Raw genomic sequence first — 20,662 nt, forward strand, 5'->3', positions numbered from 1 at the left:
CCTGACGAACAGCGGGCGGGGTGTCCATCGTGCATCGACACCCCGCCCGGCGCTTTGCCGGACCGCCCGTCAGCCGTCCACCGTCGTCGGACGATCCCGCGGGGCGTCCAGCGGCTTGGCGGCAGGGACGTCCTCGGCGTCCACCGTCGCCGGCGCCAGGACGGACGCCAGCAGTCCGGGGGCGTTCGGACGCCGCCGGCGCCGCCAGACGCGGATGGGCAGCCAGATCAGCACCCCGAGGACGACGAACGGAAGCAGGGCGCCGGCGATGGTGAGCAGCATCCGCAGCGACTGCAGCAGACCGGCCCAACCAGCCGTCAGCCCTTGCCAGAGCGGGTTCGGGTCTTGGATGACGACGCTGGGCGGACGCAGCGTCACCGTCACGGGAGCCATCGCGACGCGTCCGGCGAGCGCCTTCTGCTTCGACAGCATCGACTCCAACTCGGACTGTCGCGACGTCAGCTCCTTCTCGACCTGGGCGATCTCGGTGATCGTGCCCGCCTTGTCCATCAGCCCTTGGACGCGCGCGATCGAGGCGCGCAACGACGCGATGCGTGCCTCGAGGTCGACCATGTCGGTGGTCACGTCGACCGATCCGACGTTTCGATTGCGCACTTCGCCGATCTTGCTCAGGGCGTCCAGGGCGTCGTCCAGCTTGGTGCCGGGAACGGCCACGGTCACCGTCGACGGTTCGACGTAGTAGCCGTCCTTCTGCTCGGTCACCACGTTCTCGTTGAGCAGGTAGCCGCCGAGCCCCTCCGCGACCCCCCGCAGCTCCTTCGCTGCCTTAGCCGGGTCCGGGATGACGAGCGTCAGTTTCGCGGTGCGGGCGAGCTGTCGTTCGGACGCCCCGGGCGCGGCATAGGCGGTGCCCTCTGACGTGGAGGCGGCCTTCTCGTCGGCCGCGGCGGCTCCGGCCGCGGCGGGGACGGGAGCTGCCGGGCCGCCAGCGGCGGCGTCCGATCGGGCAGCGGTGGAACCGGCACAGCCGGACAGCGTGGCCAGGAGCGCCAAGCCGGCGAGCGCGGCGGCGATGGGGTGAGCGTGGGTCGTCCTCATGAGCCTTTAACGGCCCTGACGCCACGTTCGTTGCAAGGTCCAGCACGAGCGCGGACGCCCCCAGGCCGGGCGCCCCCGGAGCGCGGCGCGGCCGGTGCCTAGGTCGAGGACGAGGTCAACCCCCAGGTCGGACGCCCCCAGGCCGCGGGCGCGGAGTCGCGCCGTCGGCGTCCGGCTGGGTGGAACAGACGACAGGAGGGCAGGTAGCGGGTGCGAACCGGGGGCGCGGTCCAAGCGAACTCAGGTGGACTCTCGGCGCCGGTTGGACGCTCCTCTATACCCCAGTCGCGAGCAAGTTGTATTCGCTTACAACCTGCAGAATCAGATCACGACCGGGCATTGCCTAGAGTACGGTCGCATCATCCGTCCCCGATGGAGGAGGAGGTGGGATGCATGTCAGAGCCGACTTCGCGGTCAAACAACTTGTCATGGCCCTTTTCCAAGCCCACGCAGGTCGAAGCCGTCAGCTCGCTGACTACCAATCCCGTCCATGGCTCTGAGTCATCGGTGACCCAGAGTGCCTCAACCGCATCAACAATGGAGAAATGATGGACCGTAGGACCTTCCTGCTCGGTAGCCTCTCTGCGGCTGCCCTCGCCACGACCGGCTGCGTCACCAACAAGGCCGCCACCACCAGCACCAGCACTGCTGCCGCTCCCGCCGCCGGCGCCAGCTCGGCTGCGGCCGCTGACTCGATCAAGGCAGCCTGGGTCTACGTCGGCCCGATCAACGACGGCGGCTGGACCGCTTCCCACGACGCCGGACGCAAGTACGTCGCCGAGAAGATGGGCTCCAAGGTCATCACGACCTACAAGGAGAACGTCCCCGAGGGTGCGCAGGTCGCTCAGGTCATCGAGGACCTCGTCAAGGACGGCAACAAGATCATCTTCGCCACCTCCTTCGGCTTCGGCGACGCGATGAAGGCCTCGGCTAAGAAGCACGCCGACGTCAAGTTCCTGCACGGCACCGGCGCTTGGCACGATCCGATCCCGAACTTCGGCACCTACTACGGCGCCACCGAAGAGGCCAAGTACCTCGCGGGCATCGCCGCCGCCAAGGCGTCCAAGTCCGGCAACATCGGCTTCGTGGCCCCCTTCCTGATCCCTGAGGTCATCCGCCACATCAACGCCCTCGCCATCGGCGCCCGCGCGGTCAACCCGGCCGCCAAGGTCAAGGTCGTCGAGATCAAGTCCTGGTTCGATCCCACCAAGGAGCGTCAGGCCGCCGACTCCCTCATCACGCAGGGCTGCGACGTGATCTGCAACGGCGGCGACTCCCCGGCTCCGGGTGAGGCTGCCAAGGCGAAGAACCTCCCGTGGGTGGGCTACGACTCCGACCAGAGCGCCAACTTCCCGGACATCTGGCTCACCGCCCCCATCTACAACTGGGGCCCGTACTACCTCAAGCAGGTCCAGAGCGCCCTCGACGGCACCTGGAAGAAGGAGGACTACTACGGGAACCTGAAGGACGGGTTCAACGCCCTCGCCCCGTTCGGCAAGATCGTGACCGCCGACACCAAGGCCCTCATCGAAGAGAAGAAGGCCAAGATCATCGACGGCTCGCTCGACATCTTCGCCGGCCCCCTCAAGGACAACAAGGGTGCCGAGAAGGTCGCGTCCGGCGCGACGGTCTCCGCTGACGACCGCCAGGCGATGAGCTGGCTCGTCGAGGGTGTGAGCTAAGTGACTCCGGTCGGCGCCGGGGCGGACGCCCCGATGCCGGCCCCCGGATCCTCCACAGCAGACGCCGTCACTGGCGCCACTCCCGCCCACACCAAGACCGGCCCGATGGCCGTGTCGATGCGGGGCATCACGAAGCGATTCGCAGGGGGTGTGGTCGCCAATGACGGCGTCGATCTGGATGTGGCGCCTGGTGAAGTCCACGCGCTGCTCGGAGAGAACGGGGCCGGCAAGTCAACGCTCAGCAACGTCCTGACGGGCCTCTACCGCCAGGACGAAGGCACGGTTAGCCTGTTCGGCAAGCCGGTGTCGTTCTCCTCACCCAAGGACGCCATCGCGGCCGGTGTCGCGATGGTGCACCAGCACTTCCGCCTGGTCACCAAGTTCACCGTGGCCGAGAACTTCCTGCTCGGCTCGGGCGGGTCCTTTGACGCGAAGAACGCCGCCGAGCGCATCACCGCGCTGGGCAAGGAGTACGGCCTCGAGGTCGACCCCAACGCCAACGTCTGGGAGCTCAGCGTCGGCGAACAGCAGCGCGTGGAGATCCTGAAGGCGTTGGACCGGAGGGCGAAGATCCTGATCCTGGACGAGCCGACGGCGGTCTTGACCCCGCAGGAGGCGGACGCGCTGTTCGCCACCATGCGGCGCATGACGGAGGACGGCCGCTCGGTGATCTTCATCAGCCACAAGCTGCACGAGGTCATGAAGGTTTCCGACCGGGTCACGACCCTGCGCGATGGGCGCACCGTCGGCACCGTCGTGACCAAAGACGTCACGTCCGCCGACCTGGCCCGCCAGATGGTCGGACGCAGCGTCGTCTTCAGCGAGGACGACGTCGAGGACCGCCCCGAGGTCGACCCGAGCCGTCTCGTGCTCGACGTCTTGGGACTCTCGGCCGTCGGCGTCCGTCCCCAAAGCTCGCCGAAGAGCGTCGACCTGCAGGTGAAGGCCGGCGAGATCGTCGCGATCTGCGGGGTGTCCGGTAACGGGCAGCGCGAGCTCGCGGCGTCCATCTACGGACTGCTGAAGCGCACGTCCGGGACCGTCAAGGTCAACGGCGTTGAGAGCAAGCAGAAGGGGCCGCGCGAGTCGACGGCCCTGGGACTCGCGTTCATTCCCGAGGATCGCCTGAAGACCGGACTGTCGGCGTCCCTGCCGATCAAGTCCAACCTGGCGCTCAAGGGCTACCGCTTTGCGCCGATGAGCTCGGGCCCCTTCCTGAAGCACAAGGTCATCAAGGCCAACGCGGAAGAGAAGGTCAAGCGCTACGGCATCAAGTGCCCGGGCATCGACACGCCGACGCGCGTCCTGTCGGGCGGCAACGTCCAGAAGGTGCTGCTGGCCCGCGAGATCGGCGCCAACCCGCACATCCTGATCGCGTCGACGCCGACGCGAGGTCTGGACGTGGGCGCCATCGAGACCGTCCGGTCGCTGCTGATGGAGGCCGCCCGGAACGGCACCGGCGTCCTGCTGATCACCGAGGATCTCGACGAGGCCATGGCGCTCGCGCACCGGCTCGTCGTGATGTTCGAGGGACGCATCGCCGGCGAGTTCCACCGTGGCGATTTCAACATCGAGAAGATCGGCCTGCTCATGGGCGGTCATTCCGGAGAGGACGGTGCGGCATGATCCGCCTTGAACCGCGGTTGACGCGGCCCAAGTGGCTCGCCTTCGCCGTCCCGATCGGCAGCATCTTCGCCGCCATGATCCTGGGCGCGTTGCTGATCATGGTCAGCGGCAACGACGCGCTGGCCACCTATGGACGCATTGGTGAGCGCGCGTTCGGCGACGTCGTGGCCTGGACGGACACGATCATCGCGGCCACCCCGCTGCTGCTCACCGGCCTCGCGGCCGCGGCAGCCTTCCGGATGGGTCTGTTCAACATCGGCGGCGAGGGCCAGTTCGTCATGGGCGCTGTCGCGGCGGCCTGGACGGGCCTCGCGTTGGGTCCGCTGGGTGGCTGGGTCGCGATCCCGGTGATGGTCCTCTCGGGCATCGCGGCCGGCTCCATCTGGGCCGCGATTCCGGGCTTCTTCAAGACCAAGTTCGGCACGAACGAGGTCATCACGACGCTGATGTTCAACTACATCGCGGCGTCCTTCGCCTCGTTCCTGATCTTCGGCTCGGAGTCGTTCGTCCGCGAGCTGGAGGGCAGCGGCAAGGTCTTCCCGCAAGGCAAGGTCATCTCCGACGACGTGATCTGGCCGGCGTTCGGTGGTGGCGGCTTCAGCGTCCCGCTGGGCTTCATCCTGGGCTGCATCGCCGCGATGGCGCTGTGGCTGCTCTACCGGCAGACCCGGTTCGGCTTCGAGATCGGCGTCGTCTCCGACTCGCCTGAGGCCGCCCGCTACGCCGGCATCAACGTCCCGCGCACCGGACTCGCTGTGATGACGATCTCGGGCGGCCTGGCCGGGCTCGGCGGGGCGTCCAACATCGGCGACATCCGGCACATGCTGGACCCGAAGGGCCTCAACCAGTCCGGGTACGGCTACACGGGCATCGTCGTGGCCGCCCTCGCCCGCTGGAACCCGATCGCGGTTATCCCGGTCTCGATCCTGCTGGGCGGCTTGGCCAACGCCGGACGCTCGCTGCAGGGCGAGGATTTCCCGGCCGGCCTCGTCGGCACCCTGCAGGGCCTGCTGCTGTTCTGCGCGGTGTCGGGCGAGTTCTTGACCCGCTACCGGGTTCGCGTCGCCGCTCGGCGTCCGAAGGTGGAGGTGAAGGCGGCATGAACGACTCCATCGTGATGGCGGTCCTCATCTCGGCCATCTTCTACGGGACGCCGCTGCTGTACGCCGCGTTGGGTGAGGTGCTGGCCGAGCGGTCCGGCGTCCTCAACCTGGGCGTCGAGGGCATGATGCTCATGGGCGCCGTGGTCGGCTCGGTCATCTCGTCTCGACTGGACGCCCCCGGCCCGATCGTCCTGCTGGTCGCGTTCCTGGCGGCCATGGTCGCGGGCGCGCTGACGGCGCTGCTGCACGCCTTCGCCACGATCACCCTGCGGGTGAACCAGACCGTCTCAGGCCTGACCCTGACGATCCTGGCCGGTGGCGCGGGACTGTCGTCCTACCTGGCCAACGTGTGGCAGCTGAAGGATCCGGCGACGCATCAGTTCCAGCGGCTCAACATCGGCGGGCTCAAGGACCTGCCCATCGTCGGGCCACTGCTGTTCGACCAGACGCTGCTCACGTACCTGTCGTGGGTCGCGGTCGCGGTCTGCAGCTGGTACCTGTTCAAGACCCGCACGGGCCTCAACCTCCGCTCGGTCGGCGAGTCGCCGTCCACCGCGGACGCCATGGGCCTCAACGTGGTGCGCACCCGCTACATCCACACGATGATCGGCGGCGCCATGGCGGGCATCGGCGGCATCTGCTTCTCGCTGTCGATCGTCCCGACCTGGGTCGACGGCATGACGGCGGGACGCGGCTGGATCGCCCTGGCTCTGGTGATCTTCGGATTCTGGCGTCCGCTGTGGGTCATGGTCGGCGCGTACCTGTTCGGTGCGCTGTCGAGCCTGTCGCTGATCCTGCAGGCCCGCGGGTTCGCCGTTCCTCCCGAACTGCTGGACTCGTTGCCCTACATCATGACCGTCGTGGTGCTCGTGGTGGTGTCTGCTGGCTGGTCCAGCAAGACGCTTTCCGCCCCGGACGCCCTCGGCACGGCCTTCGAGCGCGAGGCGCGCTGACACGCCCTCCCGCCCGATGACAGGGCCGCCCCGCTTCGGCGGGGCGGCCCTCGCCTTGAGGGCACCTTGCGGCGCATGGGCAAACGGACGCCGCGGCGTCCGGGACGTTTCCGACGGGCTTGGGGTGAGTCGCCGGTTCTGGACGCCCCCAGCGTCAGGCGCGTCGGATTCGTCCCGGCGGACGCACTCGCTCGGCCTGATAGCACCAAACAAACGCACGAAGGCCGGCCCCCACCGGGACCGGCCTTCGTAGCTTGTGCCTCAGGCGGCGGTGACGTTCACCTTGATGTGAGCGGTCACGGCGTCGTGGAGCTTGATGCCGACGGTGTGGTTGCCCACGTTCCGGATCGGCTTCTCGACGACGATCGAGCGCTTGTCGACGGCCGGGCCGTTCGCGGTGCGGATGGCGGCGACCAGGTCGGACGACGTCACGGCACCGAACAGCTTGCCGTTCGCACCGGCGCGCGCCGGCAGGACGACCTCGAGAGCCTCGAGCTGCTCGCGGACCTGCTTGGCGTGGTCGAGACCGCGGATCTCACGGGCGTCACGCGCCCGCTTGATGCCTTCGATCTGCTTCTCGGCACCCCGGGTCCACGCGATGGCGTGGCCCTTGGGCAGCAGGTAGTTACGGCCGTAGCCGTCACGCACCTCGACGACCTCGCCGGGCACCCCGAGGTGAGCGACGGGCGCAGTCAGAATGAGCTTCATCTGTTGTGCCTTCCTTCTCAGCGGGAGCCGGACGCGTAGGGCAGCAGGGCCACCTCACGCGCGTTCTTGATGGCCGTCGCGACCATGCGCTGCTCCTGCACGGAGAGGCCGGTGACGCGGCGGGCGCGGATCTTCCCACGCTCGGAGATGAACTTCCGCAGCATGGCGGTGTCCTTGTAGTCGACGAACCCGATACGGATCGACTTCGCCGGGGCGATCTTCTTCTTGTTCACAGGCTTGCGCTGTGAGGCCATTGTGGTGCTCCCTTCAGAGCCCGGCTCGCGCCGGAATGACGTGTGTTGATGTGAGGGACGCGACCGTCAGCGAGGCCGCGCGACGGCGTCCGAGACGATCAGAACGGGGGCTCGGAGCTCTGAGCCGAAGCCCAGGGATCGTTGCCCATCGAACGATTGTCCTGGCCCTGGGGGGCGTAGCCGCCGCCTTGCGGCGCGGAGTTGCCACCCCACCCGCCGGAGGACTGCTGCTGCCCGCCCGAGTAGCCGCCACCGCCACCGCCGGAGGCGGTCTTGGTGACCTTCGCGGACGCGTACCTCAACGAGGGACCGACCTCATCGACATCGACCTCGAACACGGTGCGGCGCTCGCCTTCCCGCGTCTCGTACGACCGGCTCTTCAGTCGGCCCTGGACGATGACCCGCATGCCCTTGGTGAGCGACTCGGCGACGTTTTCGGCCGCCTGGCGCCACACGGAGCACGAGATGAACATCGCTTCGCCGTCTTTCCAGTCATTGGTCTGACGGTCGAACGTGCGCGGCGTGGACGCGACGGTGAAGTTCGCGACCGCGGCCCCCGCAGGGGTGAAGCGCAGCTCGGGATCGGCGGTCAAGTTGCCGACCAGGGTGATGGTGGTTTCGCCTGCCATGGTGGTCTCCGTTTGAGATCGGACGTGTAACCCTTGCGAGTCTGTCAGCCGCGGCTGACAGTTCGTCAAGACTTAGCGGTCGCCCTTGTATTGACGGGCCGGCTTGCTCGGCTTCTCCGGCGGCACGACGACGTCGTGGTTGCGCGGCTTGGCCTTGAGGGCCTTCTTCGAATCGTCGCGGAAGACCTTGGTCCGCATGATCTGCTCGTTGAGCGTGAAGAGGCGATCGAGTTCCTTGACGGCTGCGGGCTCGGCCGTGAGCTTCAAGAAGATGTAGATGCCTTCCGGCTTCTTCTGGATCTCGTAAGCGAGCCGGCGGCGCCCGGCCACCTCGATGCTGTCGACGGTTCCACCGGCAGCCGTGAAGCTGGCGAGGTTCTTGTCGAGCAGGCCATTGACCTGACGATCGTCGACGTCCGGATGGACGATGACGCAGATCTCGTACTTGCGCATACGCGTACTCCACCTCCTCTGGTCTTTGCGGCCACGGGTCTCTCCCGTGGCAGGAGGGCGTAAATGCCTGGGTGCCCCCCGATGGGGACACACCGAGGTCCGACTCTACCGTCCGGACGCCGCAGGCGCCGAATCACGCGGTCGGCTGGCGACGTCAGGTCTCGAGTGGCGGATGCAGGTCGGCCATCCGGAACCGTTGGCGCCTCCCGACGGCCCAGACGTCCAGGGCCATCGCCAGGGCACCGATGCCGACCAGCACCGCGACATCGCCCAGGTAGTGCTGCCAGAGCCCGCCCGAGATCGCGACCCGGTAGGCGTCGATCGTGTAGCTGATCGGCATGAACGGATGCAGGGCGGCGAAGAAGGGCGGCAGGACGGCGGCGGGATAGGTGCCCCCCGTGGACGACAGCTGCAGCACCAGCCAGATCAGCAACGCCGCCGACCCGGGCAGGCCCAGCGCCATCCGCAGGCAGTGGGCGATGCCCGAGAACACCAGCGCCGCCAACACGGTCAGGAACACGGTCGCGGCCGGGTTCACCGGGTTGAGCCCGAGGGCGCCCCAGGTGATCCCCAGCATCAACAGCGCGCCCGCGACGGCCACCGACCCGACCGGCACCCAGGCCGCAATCGCGAGTCGCAACGGGTAGAGGCGTCCGGCGAGGAGGCGTCCCGAGATCGGACGCATCACGAGGAAGCCCGAGATGCCGAACACCCACATCGCGATCGAGAAGAACAGTGGGGCGAGGCCGCGTCCGTAGTAGGTCGCCGGGTTCTGGACGTCCATCGTCACGTTGACCGGCGACGACAGCACGAGCGCGGCATCGGTCGCCTCCTGGTCCGTCAGCGCCGGGATCTGCTGCACCGCCGAGTTGAGCCCGTCGGTTAGCTCCTTGCTGCCGGACTGCAGCTGCCCGAGCCCCGAGTCCAGCGAGGACGCCCCAGCGTTCAGCTTGTCGAGCCCACCCTTGAGCGAGCCGGCCCCGGACGACAGTTGCGCGACGGCGTCCGAGACCCGGCCGACCCCGGACGACAGCTTGGCCGCCCCGGCGTCCGCGGACGCGATGCCGGTGTGCAGGGCGGCCGCACCGGACGCCACCTGATGCGCGCCGTCGTTCAGGGTAGTGAGCTTCGACTTGGCGTCCACCGCCGTGTTCTGCGCGACGAACGACTGCACCTTCGCGTTGGCGGTCGCGGCGTCCGAGGCGATGGTCGAGGAGGTCTGCTCGATCGTGGCCGCCCGTCCGGACGCGCGCTGCAGCGCCGCCTTGGCGTCCGCGTACGCCTGCGAGGACGCGAACGTCGGGTTCGCCGCCGCGGCCTGGTCGAGCGCGGACGAGGCGGCGCCCAGGTCGGTGGAGAGGCGTCCGGACGCGCCGTTGACCGTGCCGTTCAGCGTCTGGACGGCCGTGTTCACCTTCCCCACGTCGGATGCCACCTGCCCCTGCACGGCGATCACCTGGTTGAGCGCGGGCACGACGGTGTCGTAGAGCTGCTGGGTGCCGCCGGCGACCTGACTCGCCCCGGACGCCAGCGTCGAAGATCCGCTGTCGAGCTTGCCCAGCCCGCCCGACAGCTCGGACGCCCCGCTCACCAGCGCGGGCATGTTGGCGTTCAGCTGGGACGCCCCGTCGGCCAGCTTGCCGGCGCCGGCGTCCGCGGTGGTCAGGCCGGACGCCAGCTGCGTCGAGCCGTCCTTGGCCTTGGTGAGCCCGTCGGTCAGTTGCTGCGAGCCGGACGCCGCCTGCGCGATGCCCTCGCGCATCTTGCCGAGGTTGGCGAAGACCGCCTTGAAGTAGGCGTCGACCGCGGCCTTGTCGACGGCGTTCTCGACCTTCGACTGGGCGGACGCCGTCACCGACCCGATCACGAACCCGTTGGCGTCGTTGCGGCGCAGCGTGAGCTGGGCGCGATGGGGCGCGCTGGACGCCGCCGACGTCAGGTCGGAGGAGAAGGTCGAGGGAATTTCCATCACGAGGTAATAGCGGCCGGTGGACAGGCCGTCGTCGGCGTCCGCCTTGGTGGTCGTGCGCCAGTCGAACGTGCGCTGGTCGACCAGCTGGGTGGTGATGTCGCGGCCGGCGGCGATGGTCTCGCCAGCGTACGTGACGGGCTGGTCGTCGTTGACGATCGCCACCGGCAGGTTCTTGAGGTTGCCGTACGGGTCCCAGTTGGCCGACAGGTAGACGGCGCCGTAAATCACCGGCACCAGCAGCGCGAACAGCAGCGCCGCGACCGGCAGGAAGCCGTTGAATCGGCGCAGTTCGAAGCGGGAGAGCATCACGACCCCTTCGCGACCAGGCGCGGGTGCAGGTGACCGAACGACAGCTGCAGCGATTCGGTGGTTTCGGGGGGTGCGAGGTGCACGACCGCCGCCCCCGGCGGGACGGCGGAGGATTCCAGCGCGCTGACGACGAAGTAGTGGCCGAGTTCGCCCAGGATCTGCAGGGTGCCGTACACCTCGTCCAGCTGGGCGTGGGTGAGCGCATCGTCGACGTCGTCGAGGACGATGTGGTGGGCGGGCCGCTGACACGACAGCAGGGCGACGAACAGCGTCCGTTCGAGCGCCGTCAGGTCGTGGACGCGCCGCCTGCGGTCGAAACGGCGTCCGGTGGCGTCCTCGAGGTCGGCGAAGACGGCGCGCCCCTGCCGCTGCCGAATGCCCTCCGACAAGGCATGTTCGTCGATCGAGTCGGCGACCGTGAGGTGCGGCTCCAGCTCGACCAGGTCGGTGATCCGGGCGACCGCGGTGCGGTGCCGCAACAAGCGGGGGTGCGTGACGCCGTCGAGGTCACCAACCATGAGGTGGCCCGTCAGGCCACGCAGGCGTCCGGCGAGGGCCAGCAGGAACGCCGAGCGTCCGCTGCCCTGGACGCCCAGCACCGCGCCATGGGCGCCCGCCGGGACCTGCCAGTCGACCGGGCCGAACACGCGTCCTTGTGGGGTGCGCACCTCCAGGCCCCGCGCGACCAGCGAGAGCCCCTCGGGCGTCCGGTCGCGCGCCGAGTGTCGAGGCGCCGCGTCCGACACGATCGCCGGTTCGGACGCCTCGTGGCGCGGGTCTGGGACGCCGTCACTTCCCGGGCTGTCCGAGGGCATCGCCTTGGCTTCGATAACCAGCGCACCCGGGCTGTCCGAGGGCAGCGCCATGGCATCGACAGGTTCGGCCAACGCCGCCAGGCCGCTCCCTGAGGCCGCGATCCCGCTCCCTGAGCTTGTCGGAGGGACCTCGTGCACTCCGGGCTCGTCGTCCGCGGGGCGATGCGGGGTCTTGCTCATCGGTTCTCCTGGCTTGGGTTGCGTTCGCGTCAGATGTGGATACTATCAGTATTGAATACCGATGGTATTGAGTTGCGGGGCCCACCACAGGACCCCGTCGTAGCAAAGAGGTGTCCCCATGCCTGATTTGATCGAGCGCAGAACCTCCGCGCAAGGGCGTCCGAAGAGGGCGGACGTCCGGGCCGACATCATGCGCTCGGCGATCGCCTCGTTCGAGGTCAACGGCTACGGGGGAACGTCGCTCGACGCGGTCGCGGCGTCCGCTGGGTACACGAAGGGGGCGGTCTACTCGAACTTCGGCGGCAAGCCCGAGCTGTTCGGTGCCGCCTGCCGCGAGACGCTGCTCGCCACGAGCACCAGCTTGCTGGACGCCGTCCGCCCTACCCTGGAGGCCGCCGGCGACCGCGCCGCCTTGATCGGCCCACTGGCGCTGGCGGTCAGCACGGTGACCCTCGACGGACCGCTGCGCTGGCAACTGCTGCTCGACGAGTTCCGGGCGGTCGCGCTGCGCGACCCGGGTGTGGGCCAGGTGTACGCCGAACTGTCCCGCGCGCGCGTGGACGATCTCGTCGCCCTGTTCGAGACGCACCCCTACCTCGCGAAGCTGCCCCACGAGCGGCTGCGGCTCGCCGTCGTCGTGCTGCTCAACCTCGTCAACGCGCTCGCCCTCGAGCACGCCGCAGCCCCGGGAACCCTCGACCGCGCGAGCATCGAGACCGTCTTGTGCACCTTCTTGCACGCCGTCCTGCCCTGACGGGTCCAGCAGATCTTGACTGATCGGCCCGGCAAGCGCCCGATCTGCGCGGCAAGACCAGCCGCACCCAGCCCACCCACGAGCTACGCGACCGCCCGGCCGCGCGAATCTACCCGAGAGGGGAAGTCAGATGTACTACAGCAGCGGCAACTACGAGGCGTTCGCGCGTCCGCGGAAGCCAGCACGCGCCGACCAGGTGACCGCCACGATCGTCGGGGCCGGCCTGGCCGGGCTGGCCGCGGCGGCGTTCCTCGTCCGCGACGGACAGGTTCCCGGCGACAAGATCACGATCCTCGAGGCGTCCGACCTGGCCGGCGGCGCGCTCGACGGCATCAACGATCCGGCGAAGGGCTTCAAGGTCCGCGGCGGACGCGAGATGGAGGACCACTTCGAGTGCCTGTGGGACCTCTACCGCTCGGTCCCCTCGCTCGAGACCGCGGACGCCAGCGTGCTCGACGAGTTCTACTGGCTGAACAAGGACGACCCCAACTATTCGCTGATGCGGTCCACCGAGCACCAGGGGCAGGACGGCCACGCCGACGGCAAGTTCCGGCTCACCAAGAAGGCCCAGAAGGACCTGGTCAAGTTGTTCCTGTCCCGCGACGAGGACCTCTACGACAAGCGGATCACGGACGTCCTCGGACGCGACTTCCTCGACTCCACCTTCTGGATGTACTGGCGCACCATGTTCGCCTTCGAGGAGTGGCACAGCGCACTGGAGATGAAGCTCTACTTGCAGCGCTTCGTCCACCACATCGGCGGCCTGCCCGACTTCTCGGCGCTGAAGTTCACCAAGTACAACCAGTACGAGTCGCTGACGCTGCCGCTGGTGGCCTACCTGGACCGCGCGGGCGTCCGGTTCGTCTACAACACGGCCGTGACGGACGTCCGGTTCGAGATCGCCGGCGGACGCAAGGTGGCCCGCCGCCTGGACTGGGTCCAGAACGGGACGCCCGGCGGCCTCGACCTCGGCGACGATGACTTGGTCTTCGTCACCAACGGCTCCCTCGTCGAGAACTCGACCTGGGGCGACCACCACACCGCACCCGCCTTCGACCCCGTGATCCGCGAGGGCGGCAGCTGGGATCTCTGGCGCAAGATCGCGAAGCAGGACCCGAACTTCGGACGCCCCGAGAAGTTCTGCGGGCACGTCGAGGAGACCACCTGGGAGTCGGCGTCCCTCACGACCCTGGACGACCGGGTGCTGCCCTACATCGAGAAGGTCTGCCAGCGCGATCCCCTCTCCGGGCGCGTCGTCACCGGCGGCATCGTCACCGTCCAGGACTCGTCGTGGCTGATGAGCTGGACGATCAACCGGCAGCCGCACTTTGCGTCCCAGCCAGCGACCTCGGCGGTCGTCTGGATCTACGGGCTGTTCATGGACGCCCCCGGTGACTACGTTCGCAAGCCGATGCGGGACTGCACTGGCGAGGAAATCGCCCGCGAGTGGCTGTTCCACCTCGGGGTCCCGGTCGAGCAGATCGACGAACTGGCGGCGTCCTCGGTCGTGTGCCTGCCGTGCATGATGCCGTTCGTAACGTCGTTCTTTGAGCCGCGTCGCGCCGGCGACCGCCCGGACGTGGTGCCGGCGGGGGTCGTGAACTTCGCGTTCCTCGGCCAGTTCGCCGAGACGTCCCGCGACTGCATCTTCACGACCGAGTACTCGGTGCGCACCGCGATGGAGGCGGTCTACCGCCTCCTCGACGTCGAGCGCGGCGTCCCGGAGGTGTTCGGGTCGGCCTACGACGTCCGGACGCTCATCAAGGCGACCGTCCGATCGCGCGACGGGGCGAAGCTGCCGATCCCGAAGCTGCTGCAGAAGAAGCTCGACAAGACGGTCGTCGGGGATCTGCTGCGCCGCTACGAGGCAGTGTGATCGGCTGTTGCCTTCGGGGCTCGTGACGCGTCTGTACGGGTGACGAGCCCACACCCAGGGGAGCCCATGGACGCCGAAGCCTTCGACCGCTACTACGCGGACCGCTTCGGCGTCCTGGTCGGGCAGCTGTACGCGATGTGCGGCAACGCATCGGAGGCGTCCTCGATGGACAGCGAATCACCTTCTACACAGGGAGGAATAGCTCCACCCCCATCGCCTGGACGTACGACCCGGAGTCCGGGGACGTACGGAAACTCATGGAACGGGTGGTGTTGGCCTCGTCCTTCGGTGAACTCGCCATCGGCGTCATCGACCGTCAATGGCGGCTCCGCGATGTCGCGTCGGGGAACGAGGTCGTTCTGCCCGTGAAGGTTCGTCTCGACGGGGTGGTCGCGCTGGACAGCACAGTCTGCGCTTGGACCTCGCAACCCACAGGTTTCAGCGGCGCCGTCTTCCCGCTGGCGTCCGTCCCTACGTCGATTCCGGCCTGCTGAGCGAGGCGCCCCGGGGGCGTCCGGACGGGCCTGACGCTCAGACCAGGCTCATGAAGAGCTTCTCGAGCTCACCTTCGTCGGGTCCGTCGCCGTTCTCGCCCGTGACGCACGCCTTGAGGTTCACCGCGACGACCTTGAACGCCGCACGGTCGATCGCCTTCGACACGGCCGACAGCTGGGTGACGATGTCGCGGCAGTCGCGGCCGTCCTCGATCATGGAGATCACGGCTGCCAACTGCCCCTGCGCGCGCCGCAGCCGGTTCAAGACCGCCTTGACCTCGGCGGGATCCGTGTTCTCCATTGTCGTCCTTTCGCCTGCCGCATCGTCTCAAAGCTCGCCCCGACCTGCATAGCCCAGGGGGTATCTCACCCGACCAAGATCGAGGTGGATTCGCTCCCGACATCGGTGGCAAATCCACCTCCATCGTTCTAGCGCCCGCTCAGGCCCGTGCCCAGGTGCGATAGCCGCCGTCCAGGTTGCGGGCGCGCTTGCCGTGTCCGGCCAGCAGCCGCGCCGCGATGTAGCCGCGCAGTCCCACCTGGCAATGGACGATGCTGTCGGCGTCCACCTCGTCGAGGCGTCCGCGCAGGTCGTCGACGGGGATGTTGATCGCGCCGGGGATCGCCCCGCGCGCGAACTCGCCCGGCGTCCGGACATCGATCAGCTGGACGCCGCGGGCCACCTCCGCCTCGAGCTCGTGCCACTGGATCGTCTCGGTGAGCCCGTCGCGGAGGTTCTCGGCGATCATGCCGAGCATGTTCACCGGGTCCTTGGCAGAGCCGAACTGCGGCGCATAGCTGAGTTCGAGATCGACCAGATCGGACGCCGTCAGGTCGCCCCGCATCGCGGTCGCGATCACGTCGATGCGCTTGTCAACGCCGGATTCGCCGACGCCCTGCGCGCCCAGGATGGCGTCGGTGGCGGCGTCCACCACCAGCTTCAGCGACATGCCCTTCGCGCCCGGGTAGTAGCCGGCGTGGTCGGCCGGATGGGTGTGAATAACCCGGATGGCCCGCCCCGCCGCACGGGCCCGCTTCTCACTCCAGCCCGTCGCGGCGGCCTGCAGGCCGAACACCCCGACGATCGCCGTGTTGAGCACGGGCGGGAAGGCTTGGGCGCGTCCGGCGATGACGTCGGCGACGAGGCGACCCTGGCGGTTGGCAGGGTTGGCGAGCCAGTTGGCGGTGGGGGCGTCGTCGACGGCGTCCACCTTCACGACGGCGTCCCCGACGGCGAAGACCGACGGATCCGACGTGCGCTGCGAGGCGTCCACGATGATGCCGCCGCGGTCGGAGACGGCGAGTCCGGCGTCCTTGGCGAGCTGCGATTCGGGCCGGACGCCGATGGCCGCGACGACGATCGTCGCGGGCAGCGTCTCGCCGGAGGTCAGGGTCAGATCGGACGCCCCGAGCGCGGTCGCAGACTGCCCGAGCAGCACCCGGACGCCGTTGGCCTCCAGGCGCGCCTGGACCAGCGCCGACATCTCGGGGTCGAGCGGCGCGAGCACCTGGTCGGCGAGCTCGACGACGGTGACGTCCCAGCCGCGGTGGACGAGGTTCTCGGCGACCTCGAGTCCGATGAAGCCGGCGCCCAGCACGACGGCCGACGTGGGGCCTCCGGACGCCTCAGCCGCGGCCAGGGCGTCGGACATGGCGTCGGTGTCCTCGATGTTGCGCAGGGTGAGGGCGCGGCTGATGCCGGGCAGGTCCGGGACGAAGGGGGACGCCCCCGGCGACAGGATGAGGTTGTCGTAGGCCTCGTCGGATTCGGTGCCGGACGCCAGCTCGCGCACGCGCACCGTCTTGGCCGCCCGGTCGATCGAGAGCACCTCATGCCCGACGCGGACGTCCAGGCCGAAGCGAGCGCCGAGGGACGCGGGTGTCTGCAGCAGCAGGGCGTCCCGCTCCTCGATGACGCCGCCGATGTAGTACGGCAGCCCGCAGTTCGCGAACGACACGTAACCCGAGCGCTCGAACACCACGATCTCGGCGGACTCGTCCAGCCGACGCAACCTCGTCGCTGCCGACATGCCGCCCGCGACGCCTCCCACGATCACTGTCTTCATGGTCCACAGCATATCTAAGATACCCCGGGGGGTATGAATCCATGACGTCGGCGAGCAGCAGCGTCAGCGTCCGACCGGGGTCGCCCTCGACCACGCCAACACCGCAGCGGATGAGGCCGGGATCGATCCAGAGCACCCGCATCACCCAACTCCTTTGCCAAGCGCGTGCGTGTCGAGGCTGCTGGGCACATGACGCCCCTCACTTCACGTCGGTCTCACCGCAATGGAAGGATCCCTCCGAACATCTCCCCTGGCTTCGCAGCCGGTAGCAGGATGTGGCGTTTCAGGGCGAGGCTCTCAGGATCGTATTCGCGCAATTCCGCGGGCCGGCCGGAGGAGTCCATCAGGACCACAGCTAGGGAATGATTCAGCTGTTCAAGCTGAACGATCCCGTGATCGAGATCCAGACCAACCACTTCACGGGTCTTCACGTTGACACGGGAGATATGTCGATAACTGTCCAGAGGGGCGAAGGCGGGTGTCATGGACGTGTGCCCGACGAAGAGATACTCACCGACCCGCCGCAGGAGGAAGGGTGACCGGCTGCCCAAGTCGATCTCCGATTGTTCGCCCGTGCGCAAGTCCACGAGCCCCAATAAGTCCTTCTCCCCGTTTTCGTCCGCAGTCACGGGGTAATAAAGCGTAGATCCATCAACAACCCCACTAAACACCATCAGGTTTGTGCGCCCTAGATCGATAACCCGCTCCAGCTTGAGGTTGCTGCGGGAGACCATATAGACCTTCGGTCGCGGAGCCTCGTCGAGGGTTGCTGCCAGCACGATATAGGAATCGCCCGCCACGATGATCTGACTGGTCAGCGCTTCTCCCAGCGGTTCCTCACCATCAACGACACCTCCGGCACTCATCCGAACGATGGACGCTTTGCTGCCCTGTGTTGTCGTCGCCACCACCCGGTCACCGTCACTTGTGAGTGCCTGAAACCAGCGGGGCTGTGTGGTGCTCGTGCGGATCCTGCATGTCCGTCGGTCCATCGCCACTAACGTTGACCCCGAAGCATTCATGCCCGCCGCGAGGATCCACGTCGTGGAGGATGTCAGGTCGCGCTCGCCGTCATAACCTAGCCAAACGTCGCCCCCCGGAATGCTCGACTCGTTCGCACCCGTGATGATGCGTGTGCCTCCCGAGACTGACGAAGGAAGGGTCCAAAACGTCGCGAAAGCCTCGTTTTGGCAGGCGGACACTGCATCGGTTGAGGTTGGAGCTGTGCAGGCGCTTAGGGTGCCCATCAGCAAAATCAGGAGGGCCGCATGCACACCGAGTTTGGCGCAGTGCGCCTGCTGGTAACCCTTAGTAGGCATGGTAGATGGTCCGAATCTTCGGGTTGGCGCCGCCTATCAGTTCGTAGGGATGGATTGCCCACAAGAATGCGCTCGTGTCGAGATTGATTGAGGCTGTGTCCTTGAAGGCGGCCCAAACCAACTGAGAGCAGTAGAACTTCGATCTGGTATCAACGTCATAGAAGTTGGAATTGTATGGCTTCCCGATCCCAGCGCTGCTGTAGTTCGCGAATGCGCCCGCTTGGCGTGCGGCATAGTCTCCAGCTGCCGAATCTTGCGCGACGCTGGTTCCAATGACCGTTCCGCCAAACACATCCCATGTGCGTGCTGCCCACAGCCGCGCTTGTGTCCAACGAACACCTTCACGAAGTGATTCGACGATGGAGTACTGCGAGTACACCATAGCCGCGTGTCCAGTGTAGGGCTGATACCAATAGGTGGCGTTGTTGGTCGTCGGCATTTCTACCAAGAAGGTGCCCCGTCGAGTGGGGAATGAGCCCGATAGCACGGTCGACTGAACTGTCGATCCCTTGCTGGAAGTCGCCTTAGTCGCATCTTTGTCGGGTGCTATGGAAGACCCCTTGGCCTTCTTGATGAGGCTTGCCAGCTCTCTTTGACCCTCAGCCGATGATTCGATCGGTTTCGGGCCCGCAACCGCCGTGATGGTTTCGGCTTGGACCGGAATCGCTCCCATCAAGACGGTGGCGCCGATAATGAGTGGCGCCGCGATCAGACCTGCGAGATGGGCTCGCCCGAAATGCTCCTTCATGATGTGCTCCTGTTCATAGGGGGGATGCCTCATGCTATTCCGCCCAAGTGGCGTCGATAACGGGAAGATTTACCCGGGGGGTGGGTGACCCCTGCCTCAGCGCATGGGAGCCAGCATTCAGTGGTGCTTGGCGGTGTCGAGGATGCGTCCGGCGTCCACCCCGGGACGGTGCACGTACGTCAACGCAACCTTGGCGACGATCCGGGTGGTGTAGACCCAGCCGTTGCGCGTGACCGAGCCGGCCTTGAGACCCGTCGCCGGCGCCCATTCCAGGTGCTCGACCTGACGGTCGCCTGGAATGCTGCCCGAGCACTTCACGCTGGCAGTCGGTCGGGCCATGGACTCGGCTCCGACGAACGGTTCCTTGGGCCAGGTCGAGTAGGCGCACCAGTCGGACCCGAGGGCCGTCCCGGTCGTCCAGGTGGCAGGCACATCGACCGAGACTCCGCCGAGCTTCACGGTCCGCGTGGCGGATGCCGCCGCCGTCGTCGACGCGGGCGAGCTCTGGTTCTGGTCGGTGCTGTCCGTCTCGTTCGCCGCCGGCGTCGCACCAGCAGCAGCCCCGGCCGCGCTCTGCCGAGCGGACGCCGGCTCACCACCCCCCGCGGCGGCCATCGACGACACCGGCATCGCGGAGCCGGCCCTGAACATCGGAAGGATCACCACGGCCCCCAGCGGCACCGCGACGAGGACCGCTGCCGCCGCCGCGAGCCAGGCCAACACCGGACGCCGCCGGCCCCGCAGCGGAGTGACCGCGGCGCGGCCCTCTCCCGCGAGCACGTCGGACGGCTCGACCGGCGCGACCACGGCCGGCGCCGCGATGGACCCAAGAGGCGCGTCCGAGATGCCCTCCACGAAGGCGTTGCTAACGGGCGCGACGGTCAGCAACGACAGATCGTCAGCCGCAGCCGTGCCGCGCTGCTTGGCGCGCACCTCGGCCAGCATCCGCAGCGCCGACGGGTCGAGTTCGCGGAAGCCGACGTCCGTGGCGTGCCCGGCGAGGGCGGTTCGGAAGGCGTCCGCCTCCAGGCCGAAGTCAGCCAGCTCGCCCGCGGCGTCCCCACCGGACCCCTGGGGATCGGGGCCGACGGCGTCCGGACGGAAGGGGTCGCTCATCGCTCACCTCCCAGGGACTTGCGCAGCGCAGCCAGCGCTCGAAACACGTGCGAGCGGGCGGTCGCCTCGGTCGTGCCGAGCGCGAGCGCGATCTCGGCGAACGGGAGGTCGTGATAGAAGCGCAGCACGACCGCCGCGCGCTGCAACGGCGGCAGGTCCCGACACAGGCGCCAGGCCTGGTCGGCATCGTCGACCTCGTGGGTCGGGTCGGGGGTGCGCTCGCGTCCCCAGTCGGCGACCGGATCCGCGACCGGCGTGACGCGTCCGGTCTTGCGCCAGCGGCTGACCGACGCGTTCACGATCGAGCGGTTCACGTAGGCGTCCACGTGCCCGGACCGGACGACCGCGTCCCACTTGGGGAGGAGACCGACGAGGGCGTCCTGGACGCAGTCGAGCGCGTCCTCGCGGTGGTGCGTGACGAGGTAGGCGAACCGTTGCAGCGCGACCGAGCGCCGGCGGACGTAGTCGTCGAACGACTCGTAGCCTTCCTCGGTCATGCCGCGGACCACCTCTGTGCAGGTCACACCCTGACTACGCCGCTTGGAC

At 67.9% G+C, this 20,662-nt stretch carries 19 protein-coding genes and 1 pseudogene; 7 read left to right on the top strand and 13 right to left on the bottom strand.

The genetic code is table 11. From position 1 onward, the window contains the following. Positions 1 to 69: 69 nt before the first annotated feature. Entirely contained in the window at positions 70 to 1,059 is a 990-nt protein-coding gene (locus FN821_RS00740) for a DUF4349 domain-containing protein (RefSeq protein WP_131170642.1), read from the bottom strand. Positions 1,060 to 1,604: 545 nt separating this feature from the next. Here FN821_RS00740 and FN821_RS00745 point away from each other — a divergent pair. The 4 genes from FN821_RS00745 to FN821_RS00760 are packed head-to-tail and all read left to right on the top strand — an operon-like array spanning position 1,605 to position 6,423. After that, entirely contained in the window at positions 1,605 to 2,741 is a 1,137-nt protein-coding gene (locus tag FN821_RS00745; RefSeq protein ID WP_131170643.1) for a BMP family ABC transporter substrate-binding protein, read from the top strand. Next, on the top strand, positions 2,742 to 4,367 hold the full coding sequence (locus FN821_RS00750; RefSeq protein ID WP_206661929.1) for an ABC transporter ATP-binding protein: 1,626 nt from the start codon (positions 2,742 to 2,744) through the stop codon (positions 4,365 to 4,367). After that, entirely contained in the window at positions 4,364 to 5,470 is a 1,107-nt protein-coding gene (locus FN821_RS00755; RefSeq protein WP_131170644.1) for an ABC transporter permease, read from the top strand. Before FN821_RS00750 ends, FN821_RS00755 begins: the two co-directional genes overlap by 4 nt. Next, positions 5,467 to 6,423 carry an ABC transporter permease gene (locus FN821_RS00760; protein ID WP_131170645.1) on the top strand — a complete coding sequence of 319 codons (957 nt, stop codon included), beginning with the start codon at positions 5,467 to 5,469 and terminating at the stop codon, positions 6,421 to 6,423. The genes FN821_RS00755 and FN821_RS00760 overlap by 4 nt, the downstream gene beginning before the upstream one ends. Before the next feature lie 261 nt (positions 6,424 to 6,684). On the opposite strand, the gene rplI is transcribed toward FN821_RS00760, so the two are convergent. From rplI to FN821_RS00790, 6 genes and pseudogenes are all read right to left on the bottom strand, one after another. Then, positions 6,685 to 7,131 carry a 50S ribosomal protein L9 gene (gene rplI / locus FN821_RS00765; protein WP_131170646.1) on the bottom strand — a complete coding sequence of 149 codons (447 nt, stop codon included), beginning with the start codon at positions 7,129 to 7,131 and terminating at the stop codon, positions 6,685 to 6,687. Between the two features lie 17 nt (positions 7,132 to 7,148). Further along, positions 7,149 to 7,385, bottom strand: coding sequence for a 30S ribosomal protein S18 (gene rpsR, locus FN821_RS00770; protein WP_131170647.1), 237 nt, complete (start codon positions 7,383 to 7,385; stop codon positions 7,149 to 7,151). 98 nt (positions 7,386 to 7,483) lie between these two features. Then, positions 7,484 to 8,014 carry a single-stranded DNA-binding protein gene (locus FN821_RS00775; RefSeq protein ID WP_131170648.1) on the bottom strand — a complete coding sequence of 177 codons (531 nt, stop codon included), beginning with the start codon at positions 8,012 to 8,014 and terminating at the stop codon, positions 7,484 to 7,486. A 171-nt stretch (positions 8,015 to 8,185) separates the two neighbouring features. Next, positions 8,186 to 8,467, bottom strand: a pseudogene (gene rpsF / locus FN821_RS00780) (30S ribosomal protein S6); the annotation flags it as partial. A gap of 154 nt (positions 8,468 to 8,621) precedes the next feature. Continuing rightward, entirely contained in the window at positions 8,622 to 10,745 is a 2,124-nt protein-coding gene (locus tag FN821_RS00785) for a YhgE/Pip family protein (protein WP_131170650.1), read from the bottom strand. Then, complete coding sequence (locus FN821_RS00790) at positions 10,745 to 11,743, bottom strand: P-loop NTPase family protein (protein ID WP_131170651.1); 999 nt, start codon at positions 11,741 to 11,743, stop codon at positions 10,745 to 10,747. The genes FN821_RS00785 and FN821_RS00790 overlap by 1 nt, the downstream gene beginning before the upstream one ends. Positions 11,744 to 11,861: 118 nt before the next feature. Between FN821_RS00790 and FN821_RS00795 the strand changes: the two genes are divergently transcribed. The 3 genes from FN821_RS00795 (at position 11,862) to FN821_RS00805 (ending at position 14,867) form a co-directional block, all read left to right on the top strand. Then, positions 11,862 to 12,497, top strand: coding sequence for a TetR/AcrR family transcriptional regulator (locus FN821_RS00795; protein ID WP_131170652.1), 636 nt, complete (start codon positions 11,862 to 11,864; stop codon positions 12,495 to 12,497). A gap of 130 nt (positions 12,498 to 12,627) precedes the next feature. Continuing rightward, entirely contained in the window at positions 12,628 to 14,373 is a 1,746-nt protein-coding gene (locus FN821_RS00800; RefSeq protein ID WP_131170653.1) for an oleate hydratase, read from the top strand. 257 nt (positions 14,374 to 14,630) lie between these two features. Continuing rightward, positions 14,631 to 14,867 carry a hypothetical protein gene (locus FN821_RS00805; RefSeq protein WP_131170654.1) on the top strand — a complete coding sequence of 79 codons (237 nt, stop codon included), beginning with the start codon at positions 14,631 to 14,633 and terminating at the stop codon, positions 14,865 to 14,867. A 37-nt stretch (positions 14,868 to 14,904) separates the two neighbouring features. Here FN821_RS00805 and FN821_RS00810 read toward each other — a convergent pair whose 3' ends face one another. The 6 genes from FN821_RS00810 to FN821_RS00840 all read right to left on the bottom strand — a co-directional run bounded on the left by FN821_RS00810 (position 14,905) and on the right by FN821_RS00840 (position 20,613). Continuing rightward, positions 14,905 to 15,168, bottom strand: a complete 264-nt coding sequence (locus tag FN821_RS00810; RefSeq protein WP_131170655.1) for a metal-sensitive transcriptional regulator — start codon at positions 15,166 to 15,168, stop codon at positions 14,905 to 14,907. A 139-nt stretch (positions 15,169 to 15,307) separates the two neighbouring features. Beyond that, entirely contained in the window at positions 15,308 to 16,933 is a 1,626-nt protein-coding gene (locus FN821_RS00815) for an FAD-dependent oxidoreductase (protein WP_131170656.1), read from the bottom strand. 215 nt (positions 16,934 to 17,148) lie between these two features. Further along, positions 17,149 to 18,252 carry a hypothetical protein gene (locus tag FN821_RS00825; RefSeq protein WP_131170657.1) on the bottom strand — a complete coding sequence of 368 codons (1,104 nt, stop codon included), beginning with the start codon at positions 18,250 to 18,252 and terminating at the stop codon, positions 17,149 to 17,151. Continuing rightward, the gene (locus tag FN821_RS00830; protein WP_165489176.1) at positions 18,242 to 19,000 is read right to left on the bottom strand and encodes a YiiX/YebB-like N1pC/P60 family cysteine hydrolase; all 759 of its coding nucleotides are present in this window, start codon (positions 18,998 to 19,000) and stop codon (positions 18,242 to 18,244) included. The genes FN821_RS00825 and FN821_RS00830 overlap by 11 nt, the downstream gene beginning before the upstream one ends. 117 nt (positions 19,001 to 19,117) lie before the next feature. Continuing rightward, positions 19,118 to 20,116, bottom strand: coding sequence for a hypothetical protein (locus tag FN821_RS00835; protein WP_131170659.1), 999 nt, complete (start codon positions 20,114 to 20,116; stop codon positions 19,118 to 19,120). After that, positions 20,113 to 20,613: an RNA polymerase sigma factor gene (locus FN821_RS00840; protein ID WP_131170660.1), complete on the bottom strand. Its 501-nt coding sequence runs from the start codon at positions 20,611 to 20,613 to the stop codon at positions 20,113 to 20,115. Before FN821_RS00840 ends, FN821_RS00835 begins: the two co-directional genes overlap by 4 nt. Positions 20,614 to 20,662 lie beyond the last annotated feature (49 nt).

Source organism: Propioniciclava tarda, assembly GCF_900182665.1.
GTDB lineage: Bacteria > Actinomycetota > Actinomycetes > Propionibacteriales > Propionibacteriaceae > Propioniciclava > Propioniciclava tarda.

Bases quoted from the DNA above. Each gene is read 5' to 3' on its own strand.
- FN821_RS00740 (WP_131170642.1), bottom strand. From the start codon at position 1,059: ATGAGGACGACCCACGCTCACCCCATCGCCGCCGCGCTCGCCGGCTTG.
- FN821_RS00745 (WP_131170643.1), top strand. From the start codon at position 1,605: ATGATGGACCGTAGGACCTTCCTGCTCGGTAGCCTCTCTGCGGCTGCC.
- FN821_RS00755 (WP_131170644.1), top strand. From the start codon at position 4,364: ATGATCCGCCTTGAACCGCGGTTGACGCGGCCCAAGTGGCTCGCCTTC.
- FN821_RS00760 (WP_131170645.1), top strand. From the start codon at position 5,467: ATGAACGACTCCATCGTGATGGCGGTCCTCATCTCGGCCATCTTCTAC.
- rplI (WP_131170646.1), bottom strand. From the start codon at position 7,131: ATGAAGCTCATTCTGACTGCGCCCGTCGCTCACCTCGGGGTGCCCGGC.
- rpsR (WP_131170647.1), bottom strand. From the start codon at position 7,385: ATGGCCTCACAGCGCAAGCCTGTGAACAAGAAGAAGATCGCCCCGGCG.
- FN821_RS00775 (WP_131170648.1), bottom strand. From the start codon at position 8,014: ATGGCAGGCGAAACCACCATCACCCTGGTCGGCAACTTGACCGCCGAT.
- FN821_RS00785 (WP_131170650.1), bottom strand. From the start codon at position 10,745: ATGCTCTCCCGCTTCGAACTGCGCCGATTCAACGGCTTCCTGCCGGTC.
- FN821_RS00790 (WP_131170651.1), bottom strand. From the start codon at position 11,743: ATGAGCAAGACCCCGCATCGCCCCGCGGACGACGAGCCCGGAGTGCAC.
- FN821_RS00795 (WP_131170652.1), top strand. From the start codon at position 11,862: ATGCCTGATTTGATCGAGCGCAGAACCTCCGCGCAAGGGCGTCCGAAG.
- FN821_RS00800 (WP_131170653.1), top strand. From the start codon at position 12,628: ATGTACTACAGCAGCGGCAACTACGAGGCGTTCGCGCGTCCGCGGAAG.
- FN821_RS00805 (WP_131170654.1), top strand. From the start codon at position 14,631: ATGGAACGGGTGGTGTTGGCCTCGTCCTTCGGTGAACTCGCCATCGGC.
- FN821_RS00810 (WP_131170655.1), bottom strand. From the start codon at position 15,168: ATGGAGAACACGGATCCCGCCGAGGTCAAGGCGGTCTTGAACCGGCTG.
- FN821_RS00815 (WP_131170656.1), bottom strand. From the start codon at position 16,933: ATGAAGACAGTGATCGTGGGAGGCGTCGCGGGCGGCATGTCGGCAGCG.
- FN821_RS00825 (WP_131170657.1), bottom strand. From the start codon at position 18,252: ATGCCTACTAAGGGTTACCAGCAGGCGCACTGCGCCAAACTCGGTGTG.
- FN821_RS00830 (WP_165489176.1), bottom strand. From the start codon at position 19,000: ATGAAGGAGCATTTCGGGCGAGCCCATCTCGCAGGTCTGATCGCGGCG.
- FN821_RS00835 (WP_131170659.1), bottom strand. From the start codon at position 20,116: ATGAGCGACCCCTTCCGTCCGGACGCCGTCGGCCCCGATCCCCAGGGG.
- FN821_RS00840 (WP_131170660.1), bottom strand. From the start codon at position 20,613: ATGACCGAGGAAGGCTACGAGTCGTTCGACGACTACGTCCGCCGGCGC.